Annotated in this window: 12 protein-coding genes; 8 read left to right on the top strand and 4 right to left on the bottom strand. The window is 72.2% G+C overall.

Annotation, left to right across the window (positions count from 1 at the left end; translation table 11 throughout):
• Positions 1 to 10: 10 nt before the first annotated feature.
• On the top strand, positions 11 to 871 hold the full coding sequence (gene mutM / locus SAM23877_RS25295) for a bifunctional DNA-formamidopyrimidine glycosylase/DNA-(apurinic or apyrimidinic site) lyase (protein WP_053137634.1): 861 nt from the start codon (positions 11 to 13) through the stop codon (positions 869 to 871).
• Here the strand turns inward: mutM and SAM23877_RS25300 are convergent.
• Positions 861 to 1,265, bottom strand: a complete 405-nt coding sequence (locus SAM23877_RS25300; RefSeq protein WP_053137637.1) for a winged helix-turn-helix transcriptional regulator — start codon at positions 1,263 to 1,265, stop codon at positions 861 to 863. The genes mutM and SAM23877_RS25300 overlap by 11 nt on opposite strands.
• A 243-nt stretch (positions 1,266 to 1,508) precedes the next feature.
• On the opposite strand from SAM23877_RS25300, the gene SAM23877_RS25305 reads away from it, so the two are divergent.
• Positions 1,509 to 1,943, top strand: coding sequence for a DUF7144 family membrane protein (locus SAM23877_RS25305; protein WP_053137641.1), 435 nt, complete (start codon positions 1,509 to 1,511; stop codon positions 1,941 to 1,943).
• Between the two features lie 72 nt (positions 1,944 to 2,015).
• Here SAM23877_RS25305 and SAM23877_RS25310 read toward each other — a convergent pair whose 3' ends face one another.
• Entirely contained in the window at positions 2,016 to 3,215 is a 1,200-nt protein-coding gene (locus SAM23877_RS25310) for a CAP domain-containing protein (RefSeq protein WP_053137645.1), read from the bottom strand.
• 207 nt (positions 3,216 to 3,422) lie between these two features.
• Between SAM23877_RS25310 and SAM23877_RS25315 the strand changes: the two genes are divergently transcribed.
• The 4 genes from SAM23877_RS25315 (at position 3,423) to SAM23877_RS25330 (ending at position 9,716) form a co-directional block, all read left to right on the top strand.
• Positions 3,423 to 3,704 carry an acylphosphatase gene (locus SAM23877_RS25315; protein ID WP_053137648.1) on the top strand — a complete coding sequence of 94 codons (282 nt, stop codon included), beginning with the start codon at positions 3,423 to 3,425 and terminating at the stop codon, positions 3,702 to 3,704.
• 378 nt (positions 3,705 to 4,082) lie between these two features.
• A complete protein-coding gene (locus SAM23877_RS25320) occupies positions 4,083 to 4,295 on the top strand; it encodes a hypothetical protein (protein WP_003973418.1) in 213 nt (70 codons plus the stop codon).
• 255 nt (positions 4,296 to 4,550) lie between these two features.
• Positions 4,551 to 8,105 (top strand): chromosome segregation protein SMC, encoded by a 3,555-nt coding sequence (gene smc, locus SAM23877_RS25325; protein ID WP_053137651.1) that lies wholly within the window; start codon positions 4,551 to 4,553, stop codon positions 8,103 to 8,105.
• A 192-nt stretch (positions 8,106 to 8,297) separates the two neighbouring features.
• Entirely contained in the window at positions 8,298 to 9,716 is a 1,419-nt protein-coding gene (locus tag SAM23877_RS25330; RefSeq protein ID WP_053137654.1) for a sugar porter family MFS transporter, read from the top strand.
• Positions 9,717 to 10,428: 712 nt separating this feature from the next.
• On the opposite strand, the gene SAM23877_RS25335 is transcribed toward SAM23877_RS25330, so the two are convergent.
• On the bottom strand, positions 10,429 to 11,880 hold the full coding sequence (locus SAM23877_RS25335) for a cytosine permease (RefSeq protein WP_053137657.1): 1,452 nt from the start codon (positions 11,878 to 11,880) through the stop codon (positions 10,429 to 10,431).
• Between the two features lie 176 nt (positions 11,881 to 12,056).
• Between SAM23877_RS25335 and ftsY the strand changes: the two genes are divergently transcribed.
• Complete coding sequence (ftsY, locus tag SAM23877_RS25340) at positions 12,057 to 13,265, top strand: signal recognition particle-docking protein FtsY (RefSeq protein ID WP_053137660.1); 1,209 nt, start codon at positions 12,057 to 12,059, stop codon at positions 13,263 to 13,265.
• Positions 13,266 to 13,534: 269 nt separating this feature from the next.
• Here the strand turns inward: ftsY and SAM23877_RS25345 are convergent, their stop codons facing one another.
• Positions 13,535 to 14,206, bottom strand: a complete 672-nt coding sequence (locus SAM23877_RS25345) for a bifunctional DNA primase/polymerase (protein ID WP_053137663.1) — start codon at positions 14,204 to 14,206, stop codon at positions 13,535 to 13,537.
• Positions 14,207 to 14,651: 445 nt separating this feature from the next.
• Here SAM23877_RS25345 and nsdA point away from each other — a divergent pair, with 445 nt between their 5' ends.
• Positions 14,652 to 16,145: a transcriptional repressor NsdA gene (gene nsdA / locus SAM23877_RS25350; protein WP_053137666.1), complete on the top strand. Its 1,494-nt coding sequence runs from the start codon at positions 14,652 to 14,654 to the stop codon at positions 16,143 to 16,145.
• The last annotated feature ends 136 nt before the right edge of the window (positions 16,146 to 16,281 follow it).

Consider the following 16,281-nt stretch of genomic DNA (forward strand, 5'->3'; position numbering starts at 1 on the left):
AGGGGATGCCATGCCCGAGTTGCCCGAGGTCGAGGTCGTACGGCGCGGCCTGGAGCGCTGGATCGCCCACCGCACCGTCGCCGACGCCGAGGTACTGCACCCGCGCGCGGTACGCCGGCACCTCGCCGGCCCCGACGACTTCGCCCACCGCCTGGAGGGCCACCGCATCGGCACGCCGAGCCGCCGCGGCAAGTACCTGTGGCTGCCCCTGGAGGACACCGGGCAGGCGGTCCTCGCCCACCTCGGCATGAGCGGCCAGCTCCTGGTCCAGCCGCACGAGGCACCCGCCGAGAAGCACCTGCGCGTCCGCGTCCGCTTCACCGACACCCTCGGCACCGAACTCCGCTTCGTCGACCAGCGCACCTTCGGCGGCCTCTCCCTGCACGACACCACCCCCGACGGGCTGCCCGACGTCATCGCGCACATCGCCCGCGACCCCCTCGACCCGCTCTTCGACGACGAGGCCTTCCACCTGGCGCTGCGCCGCAAGCGGACCACGATCAAACGGGCCCTGCTCGACCAGTCACTGATCAGCGGCGTCGGCAACATCTACGCGGACGAGGCCCTGTGGCGCTCCCGCCTGCACTACGAACGCCCCACGGCGACCTTCACCCGCCCGCGCACCACCGAACTCCTCGGCCACGTCCGGGACGTGATGAACGCGGCCCTCGCCGTCGGCGGCACCAGCTTCGACAGCCTCTACGTCAACGTGAACGGCGAGTCCGGCTACTTCGACCGGTCGCTCGACGCGTACGGCCGGGAAGGGCTGCCCTGCCGTCGCTGCGCGACGCCGATGCGCCGCCGGCCGTGGATGAACCGCTCCAGCTACTTCTGCCCCAAGTGCCAGCGCCCGCCGAGGATCATCCTGTAGGAGTCCGCCGGGCGTCGTACCGCTCCCGAGACGCCAGCACCTCGTCCATCCGCCCCTCCAGGCACTGGATGAGCGCGATCAGCCGTTCGGCCACCGCACGTCCCAGGGCCGTGAGCTCGTAGTCCACGCGGGGCGGGTTGGTCGGCTGGGCCTCCCGGTGCACCAGACCGTCGCGCTCCAGGGCGTGCAGCGTCTGGGCCAGCATCTTCTCGCTGACGCCGTCGACGCGGCGCCGCAGCTCGTTGAAGCGCAGCGTGCCCTCGTACAGCGCGCCGAGCGTCAGCGCGCCCCAGCGCCCCGTGACGTGCTCCAGGGTGCCGCGCGAGGGGCAGGCCCTGGAGAACACGTCGAACGGCAGGTCCTGCTCCTCCGTGCGCTCCTGCGTGGTCGACATACGTCAAGCGTACGTGAGCACAGCGCTGCGCCGCAGGTTGCGCTGAGCGGCAGACAGGGCACCTCGACACCCCGTCGTCGGCCGGGGAGCGGGTCGGGCGCCCCACCGGCCGGCCCCGGCCGAGCGGCGCGGCGCCCGACGTCGCGGCTCGGAATGCCGGTGGAGCGCGGTCGTGCCACGCTGGAAGAGGCCGTCCCGCTCCGAGCGTTCAGCCGGCCGGCCCCGCCACCCGAGGAGTCCGCCATGTCACGTGACGCCGCCCCACCCAGAACGGCCGGAGCCGGACCGCGGCCGGGGCACGCACCCGTGTCGGGTACGACCGTCCTCGCGGCAGCGCTGATGATCTTCGGTGGCGCGATGGCGATCTTCGAAGGGATCGCCGCCATCGCGGAGGACGACCTGTTCGTCGTGACGCGCCACTACGTGTTCGAGTTCAGCCTGGCGGGCTGGGGCTGGGTGCACCTGATCCTGGGCATCGCCATCGTCGTCGCCGGATGTGCCGTGCTCGGCGGCGCGCTGTGGGCCCGCTTCCTCGGCGTGTTCGTGGCGGGGCTCGGCGCGATCGCCAACTTCCTGTGGGTCCCGTACTACCCGCTCTGGGCCCTGACGCTGGTCGCCGTCAACCTGTTCGTCGTCTGGGCCCTGTGCACGGGCATGCACAGGGAGGCCCACGCCTGACGGCAGGCATGCCGGGAGGCACCGGGGGACGGGACGCGCCGGGGGACCGGGCGGTGCGGGTCCGTGGGTGTCTCAGTAGCCGAAGTTCTGCGTCCACCAGGGGCCGCCGGAGCCGAAGTGGACGCCGACCCCCAGGGTCCGGAAGTCGCAGTTGAGGATGTTGGCCTTGTGGCCCGGGCTGTCCATCCAGGCGTCCATCACGGACTGGGCGTCGGCCTGTCCGCGGGCTATGTTCTCGCCGCCGAGGTCGCTTATCCCGGCCGCCTCGGCCCGGTCCCAGGGGGTCGCGCCGCTGGGGTCGGTGTGGTCGAAGAAGCCCTGTACGGCCATGGCCTCGCTGAAGTTCTCGGCCAGTTCGCGCAGCGCGCTGTTCGCGGCCACCGGGCTGCAGCCCACCTTGGCCCGCTCGTCGTTGACGAGCTTGAGCACCTGGGCCTGGGCGACGGCTTCGTCCGACGCGGTGGTCGGCGTACTGGGCTGCGCCGGCTTCACGTCCGCCGGGCGCGACGGGGTGGGCTTCGCCTCGGTGCCCGGAGTGGAGCGCTGCCTCTCCGACTTCGACGGCGTCTCGGCCGGAGCGGCGGGCTTGGACGCCGACGCGGAGGGCGAGGACGGCGCGGACGACGACGAGGACCCCGAGGGCGAGGAGGAGGACGCGGAACCGGAAGGGGACGACTCGGAGGGCGCCGAGGACCGGCCGGCGCCCCGGCTCGCGGCGTCCCCGCCCCGGCCGGTCTCGGCGCTGCCGGAGGTGCCGCCCTGCTCGGAGGGGGTGTTCGTCGGCGCGTCCTGGGCCTGTACCCGGCCGCCCCCGTCGCTGCTCGTCCCGCCGCCGATCCGGTAGTTGTCGAGGCCGGGCACCGCGCCCGTGGCCACCGCCACCGTGCCGAGGGCGACCGCGGCGGAGACGCCGAGCAGGCCCGTACGGACCGGGGTGACGCCCTTCCTCTTGCGGCGGCGGTGGTTTCCCGCGCGCTGCGGCCCCTCGTCGGGGGCGAAGCCGTCGCTCGGGAAGGGGACGGTACGGCCGGCCTGCGGGTGGCCGTCGCCTCCGTCGCCGTCCGGGCCCTCGGACGCGAACAGGTAGGCGTCACTCCTCGCCCGGACCTCGGCGTACGCCTCCGGGTTCAGGTAGGGCGCGATCCCCATCGTGGGGCGGTCGCCCGGGGCCGGCGGAGTGCCGCCGCTCCCCGCGGTGCCGTCCGTGCGGTGGCCCTCCGCGGCGCGGCCCGTGGCGGCGCGGCCGGCGGCGGAGCGTCGGTGGCGTCCCATGTTCTGGCCTTCCTCGTCCTCGCGCTGGACGTGTCTCGCGCGGACCTCTTGTCGCGGTCGGCTCCTCGCGGCCGACGCGTCCGCACGATCAACACGCAACTCACACGTTCGAGTGAGTTTCAGGTGCGATTCATTGGGTGGGGACGGTACCGCATGGCGCAAGGGGGTGAAGTGTCCGGCGAGACATTGACTGGCTAGCCTGCCCCCATGAGCGAGGATGTACGGCTGGTCGCGTGGGTGCGCGGACAGGTCCAGGGCGTGGGTTTCCGCTGGTTCACGCGGGCCAGGGCGCTGGAGCTCGGCGGGATGAGTGGTTTTGCTCTCAATCTGGCCGACGGGCGCGTCCAGGTCGTCGCGGAGGGCCCGCGCGAGCGGTGCGAGGGCCTGCTCGACTGGCTGCGCGGTGACGACACGCCCGGACGCGTGGACGGCGTCACCGAGATCTGGGACACACCGCGTGGCGGCTACGAGGGCTTCGCCATCCGCTGACGCCGGGCCGCACGGAGACCTCCAGGCGCCCGGCGGGACCGTCTCCGCGGGGGTCTCCGGGACGGAAAGGCCAGGTGGTTGCCAAGAACGGCGTCTCGTGGCAGGCTCCGGACGCAGGATGATCGCCACGCCCCCAGGGGCCCGCAGGAGTCGCCGCGTCGCCGTTGTCAGGCCGCGTGCCCCCGGGCGCCCGTCAATACGGGGCGTGATCGTGTTGACCGTCAAACTTTTTGGTGAGACGCTGAAAGCCCCGCGCACCTTAGCTGTTTGGCATGGTTGAACGGCAGGAAAAACTCCAAAGTGCCAAGCACCGCGGGTGCGATTCCCTCACGACCCACACCGCTTCGGTCGGTCACTCATTGTGGAGGACCATCCATCATGGCAAAGGCGCTTCTCGGTTACGTCGGCGGCTCCGACCCGCGACTCCTCGCCGAGATGCGACGGCTCCAGCAGCGCGTACAGGACCTGGAATCCGAGCTCGGACGGATCCAGGCGGAGAACGACGCGCTGGCGGCTGCCGCTTCTCACGACAGGATCATGGAGAGCATGGAGAGCGTTGACGCACACCAGGCGGAGCCTGCGCTCACCTGATCACTGCATCGCTCCACCGCGGCACAGCAGTGGTCGGGCCCGCCCCGTACAACCGCTCAGGTGTCAGAGTCTGCAAGGGACGCTTCGGCGTCCCTTCTTTCTTGCCCCCGTCCCGCCGTCCGGCCCGCCCTTTCCACCCCCGCGCATCCTTTCACCCTCTTCAACGTCTGATGTGCCCTGCACGTTCACTCGTGAAACCGCGGCGGTTCACCGGTTCATGGAGTGAGACACCCGCGAAAGGTAGAGTCCGGCGGCGTGCACCTGAAGGCCCTGACCCTCCGCGGATTCAAGTCGTTCGCCTCGGCGACCACGCTCCGGTTCGAACCCGGCATCACCTGCGTCGTCGGTCCGAACGGCTCGGGCAAGTCCAACGTCGTGGACGCGCTCAGCTGGGTCATGGGCGAACAGGGCGCCAAGTCGCTGCGCGGCGGCAAGATGGAGGACGTCATCTTCGCCGGCACCACGGGCCGCCCGCCGCTCGGCCGGGCCGAGGTGTCGCTGACCATCGACAACTCCGACGGGGCGCTGCCCATCGAGTACGCCGAGGTCACCATCACGCGGATCATGTTCCGCAACGGCGGCAGCGAGTACCAGATCAACGGCGACACCTGCCGCCTCCTCGACATCCAGGAGCTGCTCTCCGACTCCGGCATCGGCCGCGAGATGCACGTCATCGTCGGACAGGGCCAGCTCGACTCCGTCCTGCACGCCGACCCCATGGGCCGCCGGGCGTTCATCGAGGAGGCCGCCGGCGTCCTCAAGCACCGCAAGCGCAAGGAGAAGGCGCTCCGCAAGCTGGACGCGATGCGGGCCAACCTCGCCCGCGTGCAGGACCTCACCGACGAGCTCCGGCGCCAGCTCAAGCCGCTCGGCCGGCAGGCGGCGGTGGCCAGGCGCGCCGCCGTCATCCAGGCCGACCTGAGGGACGCGCGGCTCCGGCTCCTCGCCGACGACCTCGTACGGCTGCGCGAGGCGCTCCAGGCCGAGATCGCCGACGAGGCCGCCCTGAAGGAACGCAAGGAAGCCGCCGAGCAGGAGCTGGGCAGGGCGCTGCGCCGCGAGGCGGACCTGGAGGACGAGGTGCGTCGGCTCACCCCGCGCCTGCAGCGGGCCCAGCAGACCTGGTACGAGCTCTCCCAGCTCGCCGAGCGGGTCCGCGGCACGATCTCGCTCGCCGACGCGCGCGTGAAGAGCGCCACCTCCGCACCTCCCGAGGAGCGGCGCGGCCGGGACCCGGAGGAACTGGAACGCGAGGCCGCCCGGGTCCGCGAACAGGAGGCCGAACTCGAGGCGGCCCTGGAGGCCGCGGAGCGCGCTCTGGAGGACACGGTCGCCCACCGCGCCGACCTCGAACGCGAACTGGCCCTGGAGGAGCGCCGCCTCAAGGACGCCGCCCGGGCCATCGCCGACCGTCGTGAAGGACTGGCCCGGCTCAGCGGACAGGTGGGCGCGGCCCGTTCGCGTGCCGCCTCCGCCCAGGCCGAGATCGAGCGACTGGCACAGGCACGGGACGAGTCCCGGGAGAGGGCCGCCGCCGCCCAGGAAGAGTACGAGACACTCCAGGCCGAGGTCGACGGACTGGACGCCGACGACCAGGAACTCGCCGAGCGGTACGACGCCGCCAAGCGGGAGCTGGCCGAGGCGGAAGCGGCCCTGGGCGCCGCCCGGGAAGCGGCCACCGCGGCGGAACGGCAGCGCGCGGCGACGCGGGCCCGCCACGAGGCGCTCGCGCTCGGACTGCGCCGCAAGGACGGCACCGGGGCGCTGCTCGCCGCCAAGGACCGGCTCACCGGTCTGCTCGGTCCGGCCGCCGGACTCCTCACCGTGACGCCCGGCCACGAGGTCGCCCTGGCCACCGCGTTCGGCGCCGCTGCGGACGCCCTCGCGGTCACCTCGCCGAGGGCCGCCGCGGACGCCATCCGCCTGTTGCGCAAGCAGGACGCCGGGCGGGCCGCCCTGCTCCTCGCCGGCGCCCCCGACGGCGTACCGGAGGAACCTCGCAGCGGCAGGGCGCCGTACGCCGCGGATCTGGTGCGCGGGCCCTCCGACCTGATGCCCGCCGTACGGCGACTGCTGCGCGGGGTCGTCGTGGTCGCCACCCTGGAGGACGCCGAGGACCTCGTCCACGCCCGGCCCGAGCTGACCGCCGTCACCGCCGAGGGCGACCTGCTGGGCGCGCACTTCGCACAGGGCGGGTCCGCCGGGGCGCCCAGCCTTCTGGAGGTCCAGGCGTCCGTGGACCAGGCCGCCGCCGAGCTGGAGGAGCTGGGCGTGCGGTGCGGGGAACTGGCCGAGGCGCAGGACGCGGCCGTCGAACGGCGCCGGGAGTGCGCCGCGCTGGTCGAGGAGCTCGGGGAGCGGCGCCGGGCCGCCGACCGGGAGAAGTCGGCCGTCGCCCAGCAGCTCGGCCGGCTGGCGGGACAGGCGCGCGGAGCCGCCGGTGAGGCCGAACGGTCCGCCGCCGCCGCCGCCCGGGCGCAGGAGGCGCTGGACAAGGCGCTGACGGACGTCGAGGAACTGGCCGAGCGGCTCGCCGTCGCCGAGGAGATGCCGGTCGAGGAGGAGCCCGACACCTCCGTGCGCGACCGGCTCCCCGCCGACGGTGCCAACGCCCGCCAGACCGAGATGGAGGCCCGTCTCCAGGCCCGTACGCACGAGGAGCGGGTCAAGGGCCTCGCCGGGCGGGCCGACTCCCTGGACCGCGCCGCCCGCGCGGAGCGCGAGGCACGCGCGCGTGCCGAGCAGCGGCGGGCCCGGCTGCGGCACGAGGCGGCCGTCGCCGAGGCGGTCGCCGCCGGCGCCCGGCAGCTCCTCGCGCACGTCGAGGTCTCCCTGGTCCGGGCCGACGAGGAGCGCACCGCCGCCGAGGCCGCCAAGGCCCGGCGCGAGCAGGAACTGGCCGCCGCGCGCACCGCCGGACGCGACCTCAAGGCGGAGCTCGACAAGTTGACGGATTCAGTCCACCGGGGCGAGGTACTCGGCGCCGAGAAGCGGCTGCGCATCGAGCAGCTGGAGACGAAGGCGCTGGAGGAACTCGGTGTGGAACCGGCGGGGCTCGCGGCCGAGTACGGCCCCCATCAAGAGGTGCCGCCCTCGCCCCCCGCCGAGGGCGAGGAGCTGCCGGACGACCCGGAGCACCCGCGCAACCGCCCCCGGCCCTTCGTACGCTCCGAGCAGGAGAAGCGGCTGAAGGCCGCCGAGCGCGCCTACCAGCAGCTCGGCAAGGTCAATCCGCTGGCCCTGGAGGAGTTCGCCGCGCTGGAGGAACGGCACCAGTTCCTGAGCGAGCAGCTGGAGGACCTGAAGAAGACCCGTGCCGACCTGCTCCAGGTCGTCAAGGAGGTCGACGAGCGCGTCGAGCAGGTCTTCACCGAGGCCTTCCGGGACACCGCCCGGGAGTTCGAGGGCGTCTTCAGCCGGCTGTTCCCGGGCGGCGAGGGGCGGCTCCTCCTGACCGACCCGGACAACATGCTCACCACCGGTGTGGACGTCGAGGCCCGGCCTCCGGGCAAGAAGGTCAAGCGGCTCTCGCTGCTCTCGGGCGGTGAGCGCTCGCTGACCGCCGTGGCGATGCTGGTGTCGATCTTCAAGGCGCGGCCCAGCCCGTTCTACGTCATGGACGAGGTGGAGGCGGCGCTCGACGACACGAACCTCCAGCGGCTGATCCGGATCATGCAGGAGCTGCAGGAGGCCTCGCAGCTGATCGTGATCACGCACCAGAAGCGGACGATGGAGGTCGCCGACGCGCTGTACGGCGTGTCCATGCAAGGCGACGGTGTGTCGAAGGTCATCAGTCAGCGGCTGCGGTAGCCCTGAGCGGGATCGCTTCAACTCTTGAAGGCTTAAATCGGTTCGGCATCTCCAAACTCACAGGTCTCGACCTATTGACTTCGAAACTTGAAGGCATAGTCTCTGCAACGTTGCTTTTACCTTCAGGTCCCTTCAGTGGCATCTCGAAGGCGATCCACCCCGGCAGCGTTGCCGGTAGCCCGAGGAGTACACGTGGCCAGCACATCGCAGGCACCCCAATCAGGAGCCAGAGCGGCTCACCCCGAACATCTCGGGCACGTCATCTTCATCGCGGCGGCGGCCGCCATGGGCGGTTTCCTGTTCGGCTACGACAGTTCCGTGATCAACGGCGCCGTCGAGGCCATCCGGGACCGCTACGACGTCGGCTCCGCGGTGCTGGCCCAGGTCATCGCGATCGCGTTGATCGGCTGTGCCATCGGCGCCGCGACCGCCGGACGCATCGCCGACCGCATCGGCCGCATCCGCTGTATGCAGATCGCGGCGATCCTCTTCACCGTCAGCGCCATCGGCTCCGCACTGCCCTTCGCGCTGTGGGACCTCGCCATGTGGCGTGTCATCGGCGGTTTCGCCATCGGCATGGCCTCGGTGATCGGCCCCGCCTACATCGCCGAGGTTTCCCCGCCCGCCTACCGCGGCCGGCTCGGCTCCTTCCAGCAGGCCGCGATCGTCGTCGGCATCGCCGTGTCGCAGCTGGTCAACTGGGGTCTGCTCAACGCCGCCGGCGGCGACCAGCGCGGTGAGCTGATGGGCCTGGAGGCCTGGCAGGTCATGCTCGGCGTCATGGTCGTCCCGGCCGTCCTCTACGGCCTGCTGTCCTTCGCCATCCCCGAGTCGCCGCGCTTCCTGATCTCCGTGGGCAAGCACGAGCGCGCCCGGAAGATCCTCGAAGAGGTCGAGGGCAAGGACGTCGACTTCGACGCCCGCATCGCCGAGATCGAGCACGCGATGCACCGCGAGGAGAAGTCGTCCTTCAAGGACCTGCTCGGCGGCAGCTTCTTCTTCAAGCCGATCGTCTGGATCGGCATCGGCCTCTCGGTCTTCCAGCAGTTCGTCGGCATCAACGTCGCGTTCTACTACTCCTCGACGCTGTGGCAGTCGGTCGGCGTCGACCCGACGGACTCCTTCTTCTACTCGTTCACGACGTCGATCATCAACATCGTCGGCACCGTGATCGCGATGATCTTCGTGGACCGCGTCGGCCGCAAGCCACTGGCCCTCATCGGCTCGGTCGGCATGGTGATCGGCCTGGCGCTGGAGGCCTGGGCGTTCTCCTTCGACTTGGTCGACGGCAAGCTCCCGGCGACCCAGGGCTGGGTCGCACTGATCGCCGCGCACCTCTTCGTGCTCTTCTTCGCCCTGTCCTGGGGCGTGGTCGTCTGGGTCTTCCTCGGCGAGATGTTCCCGAACCGCATCCGCGCCGCCGCGCTGGGTGTGGCCGCCTCCGCGCAGTGGATCGCCAACTGGGCCATCACCGCGAGCTTCCCGTCGCTGGCCGAGTGGAACCTCTCCGGCACCTACGTGATCTACACGATCTTCGCCGCGCTCTCCATCCCCTTCGTGCTGAAGTTCGTGAAGGAGACGAAGGGCAAGGCCCTGGAGGAGATGGGCTGACCGCCCCCGCGCCCGGGGAGAAGGGCCAAGTCCCCGCTGCCCCTCTCCTCGCACTGTCCGCCGCCCCCGCTCCGGTCACCTCCGGACGGGGGCGGTGGTGTCGTACCCGCCGCGAGCCGCGGAGGCCGTCGGGCCCGCCCCGGCCCCTGCCGGTGCGCCCGCCGGCCGTCAGCGGGGCGGTGACTGGTCCGTGGGGGAGCCGCAGCAGGGCGGTGTCCGGTCCGTGGGGGAGTCGACGGCGGGGTCGTCGCCTGGACCGGAGGAGTCGACGGCGGGGTCGTCGCCTGGGCCGTGGGGGAGCCGATGGTGTGGTCGTCGCCGGGACGCGGAGGAGCCGGCGACGTGCCCGTCGCCCGAGGCGGAAGGAGCCGTCGACGCGTCGTTCGCCCGGTGTGGAGAGAGCCGTCGGTGCGTCCCGTCGCCCGGTGTGGACGGAGCCGTGGCGCGTTCGTCGTCGCCCGGGGCGCAGGGACGGCGCCCGGCGCGCACGTGACGCGGGGGACCTCGACGCGCTGGTCGTGCCCACCGGCCGGGGCGTACGCGACGTTCGGCCCGGGGGAACGGCGAGCGGCGCGCCGGGCTGAGCGCGACGCCGCTGACCACGCGCACTCCCGCCCGCCGGTGAGCCGCTCGCGCCGGCCCCGGACACGCCGACGCCCCCTGCACCGGGTGGTGGAGGGGGCGTCGGCGTGTCCGGGGCCGGGCGGTCGGGTCAGACGGTCACGGTCGCGGGCCGCTCGGCACGCTCCGCGGGCGCCGCCGGGGCGGGCACCGCCGGCTTCGGGAGCACCACGTAGAGCAGACCGGAGATGACCACCGTGGCGACCCAGCCGAGGCCGTACTCGCCGATGACGTTGTTCGAGGCGAGGGGGCCGGTGAACCAGTCGGACGTCGTGAACATCAGGCCCGCGAGCAGTCCGACGGCCCAGGCGGCGACGGCGGCGGGGGAGAAGCCGCCGCGGTACCAGTAGGCGCTGGTGCGCCCGGTGTCGGCCAGGGCCTCGCCGTCGTACTCCTTGCGACGCAGCATGTCCGCGCCGAAGACACCGACCCAGGCGGAGAAGGCGACGGCCAGCAGCGACAGGAAGGCGATGAAGGAACCCATGAAGCTGGTCGCCACCAGCATCAGCACGCCACCGAAGATCAGCGAGATGACGGCGTTGACCGAGACCGCCCAGTGCCGCGGGATCCTGAAGCCCAGGGTCTGCGCGGTGAAGCCGGCCGAGTACATCGACATCGAGTTGATCAGCAGCATGCCGATCAGCGCGATCAGCAGGTAGGGCACCGCGATCCAGGTCGGCAGGATCTCGCCGAGGAAGGAGACCGGGTCGGAGGCCGAGGCCAGGTCCGGAGTGGAGACGGCCATGACCATGCCCATCAGGACCATGGGCAGGACGACGATCCCGGCACCGCCGATCGTCACGCCCACGATCCCCTTCGAGGAGGCCGTGCGCGGCAGGTACCGGGTGAAGTCCGGGGCCGACGGGATCCAGCTCACACCGCCCGCCGCGATCAGGCCGACGCCCGTGATCATCGCGGCCACCGAGCCGGCGGACCGGTCGAAGACCGCCGACCAGTCGGTGTCGACGACCAGGTAGCCGAGCACCAGCACCGAGAAGGCCCCGAACAGGTACGCCGCGTACTTGTTGCACTTCTGCACGGCGTTGATGCCCAGCCCGGAGATCGCGAACGTCGCCACGACGAAGGCGAGCAGCGTCACCATGTCCAGTACGGCGTTGGCCCGTATGCCGAACACGATGTCCAGCACGGTGAGCAGGGCGTAGGCGCCGGTCACCGCGTTGATCGTCTCCCAGCCCCAGCGGGCGACCCAGATCAGCGAACCGGGCAGCAGATTGCCCCGCTGGCCGAACACGGCCCGGGACAGCGCCATACCCGGTGCCCCGCCGCGCTTGCCGGCGATGCCGATCAGCCCGACCAGGCCGTACGAGAGGACCGGTGCGGCGCCCGCGACCACGAGGGCCTGCCAGAAGTTGAGCCGGTAGGCCACGACGAGGCTGGCGCCCATCGTGAGCAGCAGCACGCTGATGTTGGCGCCGACCCAGGTCGGGAAAAGCTCGCGGGTCCGGGCGGTGCGCTCGTCGTCGGGCACCTGCTCGATGCCGCGGGTTTCCAGGGCGCCTTCGGTCTCGGCGGTCTTGCTCATGTGGGGGGTCCGTGCCTCGATCGTGGGAGAAGAGGGGGCGGTCGGGACTCTACGCGCGTTGACGTGGCCTCTTCCATCGTACTTTGCTCCGACTCCTTACCTCCAGGGGCCTTTGTCCCTCGGAGGAAGACACAAGGAGCGGCCTGAGGGGGTCCATGGCTGATACTGGACGGGTTATGGACATCGTCATCCTTGCTGTAGTCATCGCCGTGGTCGTGATCGGCGCGCTCGGCGGGCTGGTCGTGGGCAGTCGCCGTAAGAAGCAGCTGCCTCCGCCGCCGCCCGCCGCACCCGACATCACCGCCCCTCCGGCCGAGCCGCATGTCGGCGAAGAGGCCGAGACGCCGCGCGACGAAACGCGCCGGACGATAGAGGAGGTCGACCTCCCGGACGGCGGCACCGCCACCGTCGAGGAGCCGCCCGTCGTCGAAGAGCTCGAGATCCCGCAGATCGAGGTTCCCGAGCCCACCGCCGGCCGCCTGGTCCGGCTCCGTGCCCGCCTCTCCCGCTCGCAGAACGCCCTCGGCAAGGGCCTGCTCACCCTGCTCTCCCGGGAACACCTCGACGAGGACACCTGGGAGGAGATCGAGGACACGCTGCTCACCGCCGACGTCGGCGTGCAGCCCACCCAGGAACTGGTCGAACGGCTGCGCGAGCGGGTGAGGGTGCTCGGCACCCGCACGCCCGACGAGCTGCGCGGCCTGCTGCGCGAGGAGCTGATCGCCCTCCTCGGCCCGGACATGGACCGCGAGGTCAAGACCGAGCCGCCCGGCAGCAAGCCCGGCATCGTGATGGTCGTCGGGGTCAACGGCACCGGGAAGACCACCACCACCGGCAAGCTCGCCCGCGTCCTGGTCGCCGACGGCCGCAGCGTCGTCCTCGGCGCCGCCGACACCTTCCGTGCCGCCGCCGCCGACCAGCTCCAGACCTGGGGCGAGCGGGTCGGCGCGCACACCGTGCGCGGCCCCGAGGGCGGCGACCCGGCCTCCGTCGCCTTCGACGCGGTCAAGGAGGGCAAGGAGATCGGCTCCGACGTCGTCCTCATCGACACCGCCGGCCGCCTGCACACCAAGACCGGCCTCATGGACGAGCTCGGCAAGGTCAAGCGGGTCGTGGAGAAGCACGCGCCGCTGGACGAGGTGCTGCTCGTGCTCGACGCCACCACCGGCCAGAACGGGCTGATCCAGGCCCGGGTCTTCGCCGAGGTCGTCGACATCACCGGCATCGTGCTCACCAAGCTGGACGGCACGGCCAAGGGCGGCATCGTGGTCGCCGTGCAGCGCGAGCTGGGTGTGCCGGTCAAGCTGATCGGACTCGGCGAGGGCGCGGACGACCTGGCGCCGTTCGAGCCGGCGGCCTTCGTGGATGCCCTCATCGGCGAGTGACGCCACCCCTGCGTACCCGGTGCCCGCACCGGACCACGCGCACGAGGAAGCGCCCGCCCCCGTCACCGGGGGCGGGCGCTCTGTCGTGCGGATGTCCTGCGGGTGCGGGTGCAAGTGCGGGTGCGGGCACGGGGTGCGGGGAGGCGAGGGGCGCTCACCGGCCCGGCGACCTCGCCGAGGGGCCGTGCGGTCCGCACGGGGCGGGTGGGCCGTGCGAGGGGGGCGGGGGACCGTGCGGGAGGGGCGGCGCGGGCCGGGGCCCCGGAGCGCTAGGCCCGTGAACGGTGGGCCACGTACGCCAGGGTCCCCAGCAGCAGCCGTGCCGCCGGCGGCCTGGTCGCCGAGTCGAGGGCCGGGGGGCGGAGCCAGCGCACCGGGCCAAGGCCGGCGCGGTCGGAGGGTGGGGCGGTGACGTACGTGCCGCGGCCGAGGCCGCGCAGGTCCAGGGCGGACGGGTCGTCCCAGCCCATGCGGTAGAGCAGGCGGGGCAGCTCGGCGGCGGCGCCCGGCGCCACGAAGAAGAGTGCGCGGCCCTGCGGGGTCACCGCGACCGGCCCGAGCGGGAGGCCCATGCGCTCCAGCCGGGCCAGCGCCCGCACCCCGGCGGGCTCGGCCACTTCGATCACGTCGAACGTCCGTCCGACCGGCAGCATCACCGAGGCGCCCGGATACTGGGCCCAGGCCTCGCTCACCTCGTCCAGCGTCGCACCGGCGGGCACCTCCGGCGCGAAGTCCAGCGGGTGCGCGCCCGGTGTCGGGCAGTTGCCCCGGCCGCAGGAGCAGGCATCCGCGGCGGCCCTGGCCCCCGGCACCACGTCCCAGCCCCACAGCCCGGTGAACTCGGCGACGACCGTGCACTCCGACGCCCGGCCGCGGCGTCGCGCACCGGACCGGATGTCGCGCATGCCCCGGGTACTGCCGATGCCGATCGTGAAGCCCATGCCCCCTCCAACGGGTCCGACGCAGCGGCGGTTACGCAGCGGACGTGAAACGTGACTCTCTGTTTCCACCTCCCCATCGGGGCGCGGTTCAGACAGCGCCCGGAAGCACTGCGGGGGGCGTGCTCGACCGCGCGCGCCCCGGTGTGCACCGTTGCACCGACTCCCGATTGGCCCCTGTCAAGTGAATCGCGCCCAGGCCACCGGGAGTTCATTCGAAGGGGTGGCGAATGGTGGCGATTCCGCAATCACCGTGGCCGGGCGCGTGATCGTAGGATTACTTTGTGTGCATGACGCCGTGGGGCACATGCACTCATGGGTATGCCGGAGGCAACTCGACTTTCCGTTCGAAGGGTGGCAACCAGCGGACGGACGGCCTCGACCACCGGCATTCTGATAGGGCTTGGCGCACTCGGCGACAGGTGGTCTCAGGGATGGGGGCGTTCCAGTGAGCGGCAACGGCGGAAGCGGTACGAGCGCGGGAAGCGCGTCGCACGCTGACAAGCGCCCCAACGAGCTGCTCACCTCGTGGTTCGCCCGCAGCGGCTGGTCCAAGGGCGAGCTGGCCCGCCAGGTCAACCGCAGGGCACGCCAGTTGGGCGCCAACCACATCTCCACGGACACCTCGCGCGTCCGCCGCTGGCTCGACGGGGAGAATCCGCGCGAGCCGATCCCGCGCATCCTGTCCGAGCTCTTCTCCGAACGCTTCGGTGTCGTCGTCTCCGTCGAGGACCTGGGCCTGCGCTCCACCCGCCCCACGCCCTCCGCGACCGGCGTCGACCTGCCCTGGACGGGCCCGCAGACCGTGGCCCTGCTCAGCGAGTTCTCGCGCAGCGACCTGATGCTGGCGCGGCGCGGCTTCCTCGGGAGCTCGCTGGCCCTCTCCGCGGGCCCGTCCCTCATCGAGCCCATGCAGCGCTGGCTCGTCCCCGCGCCCCCGGCCGCCCCCTCCGGGCGCGAGTCCGGCTCGGCCTCGAGCGCGCGGGGGCGCCTGTCCAGGCCGGAGCTGGACCTGCTGGAGTCGACCGCCGTGATGTTCCGCCGCTGGGACGCCCAGTGCGGCGGCGGTCTGCGCCGCAAGGCGGTCGTCGGCCAGCTCCACGAAGTGACCGACCTGCTCCAGGAACCCCAGCCGGAGGCCACCCGGTCGACGCTGTTCAAGGTCGCCGCCGAGCTCGCCGAACTGGCCGGCTGGATGTCGTACGACGTGGGTCTCCAGCCCACCGCGCAGAAGTACTTCGTGCTCGCCCTGCACGCCGCGAAGGAGGCCGGGGACCGGCCGCTCGGCTCGTACATCCTCTCCAGCATGAGCCGCCAGATGATCCACCTCGGCCGGCCCGACGACGCGCTGGAGCTGATCCACCTCGCGCAGTACGGCAGCCGGGACTGCGCGAGCCCCCGCACCCAGTCGATGCTGTACGCGATGGAGGCCCGCGCCTACGCCAACATGGGGCAGCCCGGACGCTGCAAGCGGGCCGTGCGCATGGCCGAGGACACCTTCGCCGAGGCCGACGAGTGGGACGAGCCGGACCCCGACTGGATCCGCTTCTTCTCCGAGGCCGAGCTGTACGGGGAGAACAGCCACTCCTTCCGCGACCTCGCCTACGTCGCCGGCCGCAGCCCCGCCTACGCCTCCCTGGCCGAGCCGCTGATGCGCCGGGCCGTGGAGCTGTTCGCCGAGGACGAGGAGCACCAGCGTTCCTACGCGCTGAACCTCGTCGGCATGGCCACCGTGCACCTGCTGCACCGCGAACCCGAGGCGAGCACGGGCCTGGTCACCGAAGCCATGGGCATCGCCAGGAAGGTCCGCTCCGAACGCGTCAACACCCGCATCCGCAAGACCGTCGACACGGCCGTACGCGATTTCGGCGACCTCGGCGTGGTCGTCGACCTCACCGACCGGCTCGCCGTCGAGTTGCCGGAGACCGCCGAGGCGGTCTGAAACCCACCAGCCCCGGCCGCGGCCGGCCCTCCCGAACAGCCCGACTCGGCTCCCCCATGCCAGGTCACTCGGAGGCCCGCCGCGGTCGGCTCATGTCCCCGGTCGGGACGATGCGCCCCATGAGGATCGCCCGGAC

This window comes from Streptomyces ambofaciens ATCC 23877, assembly GCF_001267885.1.
Classification (GTDB): Bacteria; Actinomycetota; Actinomycetes; order Streptomycetales; family Streptomycetaceae; genus Streptomyces; species Streptomyces ambofaciens.